4 protein-coding genes and 1 pseudogene are annotated in these 6,828 nt (G+C 71.5%); 3 read left to right on the top strand and 2 right to left on the bottom strand.

What is annotated here, in order from left to right; genetic code table 11:
* From ACFVIM_RS30930 to ACFVIM_RS30920, 3 genes and pseudogenes are all read left to right on the top strand, one after another.
* Window positions 1–336, top strand: a pseudogene (locus ACFVIM_RS30930) (hypothetical protein); the annotation flags it as partial.
* Window positions 336–653, top strand: a complete 318-nt coding sequence (locus tag ACFVIM_RS30925) for a hypothetical protein (protein ID WP_384308362.1) — start codon at window positions 336–338, stop codon at window positions 651–653. The pseudogene ACFVIM_RS30930 and the gene ACFVIM_RS30925, both read left to right, overlap by 1 nt.
* A 247-nt stretch (window positions 654–900) precedes the next feature.
* Window positions 901–1,902, top strand: coding sequence for a glycoside hydrolase family 6 protein (locus ACFVIM_RS30920; RefSeq protein WP_384308367.1), 1,002 nt, complete (start codon window positions 901–903; stop codon window positions 1,900–1,902).
* A gap of 286 nt (window positions 1,903–2,188) precedes the next feature.
* Here ACFVIM_RS30920 and ACFVIM_RS30915 read toward each other — a convergent pair whose 3' ends face one another.
* Complete coding sequence (locus tag ACFVIM_RS30915) at window positions 2,189–4,054, bottom strand: galactose oxidase-like domain-containing protein (protein WP_384308365.1); 1,866 nt, start codon at window positions 4,052–4,054, stop codon at window positions 2,189–2,191.
* A gap of 161 nt (window positions 4,055–4,215) precedes the next feature.
* Entirely contained in the window at window positions 4,216–6,354 is a 2,139-nt protein-coding gene (locus ACFVIM_RS30910) for a glycosyltransferase family 2 protein (RefSeq protein WP_384308359.1), read from the bottom strand.
* Window positions 6,355–6,828: the final 474 nt, after the last annotated feature.

The raw sequence follows: 6,828 nt of genomic DNA, 5'->3' as shown, positions 1-6,828 counted from the left end.
GCCGTGCTCCCCACGGCCGCCGCCGCGGGCGTCGCCGTTGGCGCCTCCGTGGATCCGGCCACCGGACCGGGACCGGCCGCCGGGTCCTTCACGCCGTACGGAGTCGGTGAGCCCGACACGGCCACGGCCCCCGCGCGCTCCGGCGCCGACGGCCCCCCGGCCTACGCCGAGGAGCAGCCCCCACGGGAGGACCCCGGGCGCGGCACACCCGCCGAAGAGGCCGAGAGCGCGGGGCCCGGAACCGCCCAGGCCGTCGTCGGGCTGCTGCTCGCGGGCGCCGCCGCCGTCGCGGTGGCCCTGCGCGGCTCGCGCCGCCGCCGTGGCGGGGTGGAGTGATGGCCCGCCAGGACGGCCCCGCCCGGAGCGAGCCGGCCCACCGGGAGACCCCGCACCCGAGCATGCCGCGCCACCGCCCGGACGCCCCGCACGCGAGCACCCCGTACCCGCACGCGACACATCGCCGTGGCGGCACGGATCACCGTCCCGCCCACCCCCGCCCCGGCCGGGCGCTCGCGGGGGGCTGTGGGGCCGCGTTGCTGCTCGGGCTCTGGCTCTGGGGACCGGACGCCGGCCCCGCGCCCGCCCCCGCGCCCGGCACCCGGGTCACCCCGGTCGTCGGTGACGCCGCCGCCGTGGGCCGGCCCCCGTCCTGACCAGGGGCGGAGACCGGGCGTCAGCCGGTGGACGCCGGGTGTTCGCCCGCTGTTCGTCCCCTGTCCACCGGGACCGCGAGGGTGTCCGGAAGGCTTCCCCCAGGACGCCGAACACGTGTGCCAGGATGTGTGCACCTCCGGGCGTGACCTGGGACGAAGGGCCGTCTGACGGCGACGAAGGGTTGTCTGGCGGCGGGGAGAGCGGGCGAGGGGAAGTCACGTGCACGGGATCTGGGCCGGGCGCGCCATGGCGTCCACGGCGGTGGCCGCGGTGCTGCTCGTCAGCGGGTGCTCCTTCGGCGCGGCCGACGGCGTCGGACGGGGTGACGGCGGCAGCGGTGACGGCGCCCCGGTGGGGCAGCGGCCCAAGGAGACCGTGCCGTACTGGGTCAATCCCGACGGCAACGCGGTCCGTCAGCTCACCGACTACCGCGACGCGGGCGATGACGCCAAGGCCGAGCTGATCGAGCGGATCGCGGGCCAGCCGACCGCCGACTGGATCCCGACGCGGGACACCGAGGCCGAGACCCGCCGGATCACCGGCCGGGCCGCCGAGGCCGACCGGGACGCCCTCCTCGTCCTCTACAACATCCCGCACCGCGACTGCGGCCAGTTCTCCAAGGGCGGGGCCGCCGACGCCAGCACCTACCGCGGCTGGATCGACCAGGTCGCGCGCGGCATCGGCGACCGCCGGGCCACGGTGATCCTGGAGCCCGACGCGGTGGTCCACCTGGTGGACCGGTGCACCCCGCCCGAGTACCACGAGGAGCGGTACGCACTGCTGCGCGGCGCCGTCGAACGGCTCAAGGAGCAGCCGAACACCACCGTCTACCTGGACGCGGGCAACGCGGGCTGGAGTCAGCCGGACGCCCTGCACGAACCGCTGCGGCGGGCCGGGATCGAGCGTGCGGACGGGTTCTCGCTCAATGTCTCCAACTTCTACCCGACCTCGGTGAGTGTGGAGTTCGGCAAGCGGCTGTCGCGGAAGGTCGGGGGGAAGCCGTTCGTGGTGGACACCAGCCGCAACGGCAACGGCGCCTACACCGAGGGTGACCCCAAGGAGAACTGGTGCAATCCGCCGGGGCGGGCGCTGGGGGAGGCCCCGACGGTGAAGACGGACGACCCGCTGGTGGCGGCCTATCTGTGGATCAAGCGGCCGGGGGAGTCGGACGGGGAGTGCAAGGGCGGCCCGCGCGCGGGCGCCTGGTGGCCCGAGTACGCCCTCTCCCTGGCCCGCGGGGCACGCTGACGCGTGGTGCCGTGGGCCGGGGCTGCCCGGTAGCCCGGTAGCCCTGACGGTCTGTGCGCCCGGCGACCTGGCCCCTGCCTCCCGGTCGTCCTGACATCCGTGCGTCCGGCGATCTGGCGTCCAGGCTTCCCCGCGCACATGCCCGCGCTCGCACATGCCCGCGCTCGCACATGCCCGCGCTCGCACGTCCCCGCGCACCCGGCGCCCCGCTCACACCCCCGGCCCGGGGCCGGTCCGCCCGCCCCCTCGGCGGGGACCCGGCCGGCCCGCCCCCGGGCCACACCCGCTACGGCACCTCCACCCACACCGCCTCCGACGGCGTCCCCTCCGTATCGGTCAGGAAGAGCATGTACCAGCCGGACGGCACCAGCGCCCGGTTCGATGGCACCGTGACCGTGACCTCGCCGCCCGGTGTCGTGGTCAGCTCCAGCGCGACCGTCCGCTGGTCCACGTCCGTCACATGGGTCACCGCGCTCGGCCGCATCAGCTTCGCCGTGGCGGGCTTCGTCCCGCCGCTGACCTTGAAGGTCCCGGACCCGCCCCGCTCGATCCGCTGCGGGCCGCCGCTGACGACCGGCCGGGAGTCCCGGAAGAGATACGGCGGCTGGTAGATCTCGATCCGCTGCTCGAAGACGCCGGGCCGGGTGTTGGCCTCGTCGGCGAAGAGGGAGTCGGAACCGAAGATCATCACCCGGCCGTCGGGCAGCAGTACCGACCCCGAGTGGTAGTTGCGGCCGACCCGGGGGTCGGCGACCCGCTGGTACGTCCCTGTCTTCGGATCGTAGGTGCGCGCCTGGAGGACGTTGGAGCCGCCGCGGCCCCGGTAGTCCTCGGAACCCCCGGTGACCAGCACGGTGTCGTCCGGCAGCAGGGAGGCGCTGGGGTAGCGGGTGCCCTTGTCCAGGGTCGCGCCGTCACGGAAGCGCGGACTGGGCTCCTTCAGGTCGACCAGCCGGGACTTCTCGCTCGACCGCTCCGACTCGCCGACCCCGCCCCCGCCGATGACCATGAACTTCTGGTCCTGCGCGGGGGGCAGCATCACGGTGGCCGAGGTCTCCATCCGGTCGGGGTCGCCGAGCCCGGGGATCTTCTGGAAGGCGTTGGTCTCCACGTCCCAGATGCCGGGGTCACGGCCGACGTCGGCGGGCCCGTACCCGGCGTTGGAGCCGGAGTAGAAGAGCCGGCCGTCGTCCATCAGGAACATCGCCGGGTAGGTGGGGAAGCGGCGGATCTTGCCGGTGTACTCCCATTCCTTGGTCTTCGGGTCGTAGACCTCGTCCTTGCCCGGCACGATCGCGCCGATCTCGTCGAGCCCGGATATCGCGAGGACCTTGCCGTCCTCCAGGGTGGTGAGGGTGGGGTACCAGCGGGCCTCGTTCATCGGGTCGACGGGGATGTACTTCTCCGCGACCGGGTCGAACTCGTAGGCGTCCTTGATGCCCTGGAAATCCTTCTTGTCCAGGGCGAGCTTCTGGGCGATGCCGTAGAGGTTGCGGGTGTCGGAGCCCTTGAGGCCGTGGATCCGGTAGTTGTCCTCGGTCCCGGTCTCGTGTTCCTTGCCGCTCCGCTCGGCCTCGACGTAGACCCGGCCGAGCCCGGCCTTGGTGTGCAGGAAGCGGCCGGTCTCCTTGTCGAAGACCTTCTCGGCCTTCTCGATCAGCACCGGGTCCTTGGAGACGAAGGTCTTGCCGTTCTCCTTGCCGGTGAAGCGAGTTCCGGCGGGGAGGGTCTTGGGCGCGTCCGGGTCCTCGTTGTGGACGATCATCAGACCGCCCGCCTTGGTGACATCGCCCTGGAGCTTCTCGTACCGCTTGGTGCCGCCCGCGACCAGCAGTTTGCCGTCCGGGAGCTGGGTGTGTCCGGCGCAGAACATGTCGGCGGGGGTGGGGATGTGCCGGAAGGCGTTGGTCTTGGGGTCCCACAGCACCGACTCGAACTTCTTCGCGTCGAAGTTCTTCTGGTTGTTGCCCGACCCGGCGATCAGCAGCACCTTGCCGGTGTGGAGCAGCGCCGCGTGGATGGTGTTCACCCGGTACTCGGAGGGGACGCTGAGGAAGTCCCACTTGCCGTTGGCGGCTTTGTACTCCGGTTTGTTGATCGTGTACTCGTGGTACTTGGCCGTGCCGTACCGCCAGACGGCGGGTCCGTTCATCCCGGCCACGGTGATGACCACGGCGGTGCCGATGGCCAGACGGCGGGCCCGCCGCTTGCGGTGGGCGCTGGTGGCGGCGGCGTTGCCGGCGGCACCAGCGGAGGCGCGGGCGCGGCGGCGGGTGCCCCCGTGCCGCGAGGCGGTGGCGCGGCGCTGCTTGCTCATCTCTTCCGTCCCAGGGAGATCTGGAGGGTCTGTTCGGCGGTCGTCGGGTCAGCGCCGGGCGCTGGTCCGGCGCGTCCGGTACCTGGCTGTCCGGCGCGTCCGGTGCCGGTGCCCGGCTGTCCGGGGTGCGCGGTGCCGGTTCCTGGCGGTCCGGCCGGTCCGGAGCCGGTGTCCGGTGGTCCGCTGGCGGCGGCCGGGCGGGGGCCGCCCGCGCGCCGCCGCCCCCGCTTCTTCTTCGCTTCCCGCCGCATCTCGTACCGCCAGACCAGGATCGGCGTGGCCGTGATCAGCGTGGCCAGCAGGGCCCAGATGATCATGGCGGGGTGATCGTGCCCGAGGAAGAAGGACGCGATGAGGGAGGCACCGAAGACCGAGATGAAGAACAGGTGAATACGGAAGGTGCCGAAGAGGGTGTCGGGACTGGAGGAGTCGCCCTTGGGCGTCACCACGAAGGAGCTCTTGCGGCGCAGGACCGCGTCCATCAGCGAGCGGGCGTAGATCGGCGCCGAGAGCGCGGACATCGCCATGCCCGCGAGTCCGCCGGAGCCCTCGGGCTCGTGCGGCGAGACGTTGTGGCGCCGGTTCCAGATGTAGAGGCCGATCTGGAGCGCCGAGGCGTTCCCGTACAGCATCATCCAGATCGCGGGGTCGATCTGGACGCCCGAGGCCCCCATGCCGAGGAAGAGTGCGCAGCTCAGGGCCGCGAGGATCCAGTTCAGGGCCGACATCGGATAGAAGATGATCATCATCGTGTAGTTGAAGAGCTTGCCCGGCGGCATGGTGCCGTAGCCCCTCCAGTACTGCTTGAGGATCGTCTCGTACGTTCCCCGGGACCAGCGCAGCTGCTGGGTGAAGAAGTCGGTCCAGGCGGTGGGGCCCTCACCGACGGCGAGGACGTCCGGGGTGTAGACCGAGCGCCAGCGGTTGCCGCTGTCGGGGTTGCGGGCGCGGTGGATCTCGAAGCCGGTGGCCATGTCCTCGGTGATCGAGTCGTACAGGCCGCCGATCTGCTTGATCGCGGAGATGCGTACGGCGTTGGAGGTGCCGACGAACATGGGGGCGCCGTAGCGGTTGCCCGCGCGCTGGATGAGGGCGTGGAAGAGGAACTGCTGGGACTCGGCGGCCTTGGTGACGAAGGTGTCGTAGTTGCCGTAGACCTGGGGGCCGATGACGAAGCCGATGTCGGGGTCGCGGAAGTAGCCGAGCATCCGCTCCAGGTAGTTCGGGAGCGGGATGTGGTCGGTGTCGACGGAGGCGAAGTAGTCGTAGGCGTCGCCGTGGGCCTGGAGCCAGGCGTTGTAATTGCCGTGCTTGGTCTTGGCGCGGTGGGGGCCGCTGGCCTGGTTCCACTCCGGGACGCCCTTGCGGGAGAAGTGGTGGACGCCGAGGCGGGCGCAGACCGCCTTGACCGCGTCGTCGTCGCCCTCGTCCAGCAGCCAGACATGCATGGTGCCCCGGTGGCGGATGCGGATGGCCGCCTCCAGGGTCTTCGTCACCATCTCCAGCGGCTCCTTGCCGGGCACGAAGGAGGTGAGGAAGGCGACGCGGGTGCCGCTCTCGGGGACGACGGGGATGGGGTCGCGCGCGACCAGGGTGGCGTGGGCGTTGGAGAGGACGTTCATCGTCCGGAACAGCTCGATCAGACCGATCGAGACCAGCATGACGACATCGAGGACGGCCAGCAGGTCGTCGTTGAGGTTGGGGTCGCGCTCGGTCCAGTGGTCGGGCTGCATCAGCCAGACGAAGAGGCCGAGCGAGACCAGCGGCGCCGCCCCCAGCAGCAGGGCGGCGCGGACGCGGTGGGGCTCGTGGGCGATCAGGGAGCGGTACTGGACCCGGTAGGGCCGGTGCGGGTCGGGCTGGGTGAGCGGCCCCGCCAGCCTGCTGTAGTGCTCGTAGTCGTACGCCGGGAGCTGCGGCCCGCTCGCGGGCTCCGCGCGGGCCGCGGTGGCGCGGGTCTGGGCGCGGCGGCCGCCCGACCGTGTCCCGGTGACACGTGTCGCGGTGGTGTCTGTCCTCGTGGGTTCCGTCCCGGGGGCACCCGTCCCGGTGGCGCGGAGATGGGCGGGCACCCGGAGCTGGGTCGTCCGGGAGGGGTCTCCGGAGTTCCCGTCGTCGCTCGGCGTCGACGTCATCTGTCTTCCCCCCGGCATACGGGTGTGGCCGTGTGCCTGTGGTGTGTGGTGGCGCCGGAACGCGGGGGCCCCCTTCACCCGCGATCCCGACGGAGGCATAAGTGGCCGAAGACCGATGTCCGTGTCATGACATAGGCAGCTGCCGGTTGCATGATGCACGGTCTCGGTGCGGCATGCACAAGGGACCCCCATCTCTGTGGAGGTCCGGTGGAATCATTTCCTCCATGCGCGCCCGCCGTGGACACGGAACGGGGCCATTACGCCGCTCACAGGCCCGCCGCCGCGCCTCTTTCGCCGGGATGAATCATGACCAACCGGTCATATTCATGTTGTGTAGGAACCTTGCGAAAAGGGCTTGAAAAAGCCGTTCTGGCTGGAAGCGGACGGCGTATGTGGAGACGGTGTACGCGGAGGCGGTGTACGCGGAGATGACAGAGGCCCCCTCGCCGTGATGGCGTGGGGGCCTCTGTGATG

Source organism: Streptomyces sp. NPDC057638 (assembly GCF_042800315.1).
Taxonomy (GTDB): Bacteria; Actinomycetota; Actinomycetes; order Streptomycetales; family Streptomycetaceae; genus Streptomyces.
The sequence above is the reverse complement of the archived record's forward strand: the minus strand, read 5'-3'. Positions and strand labels throughout refer to the sequence as shown.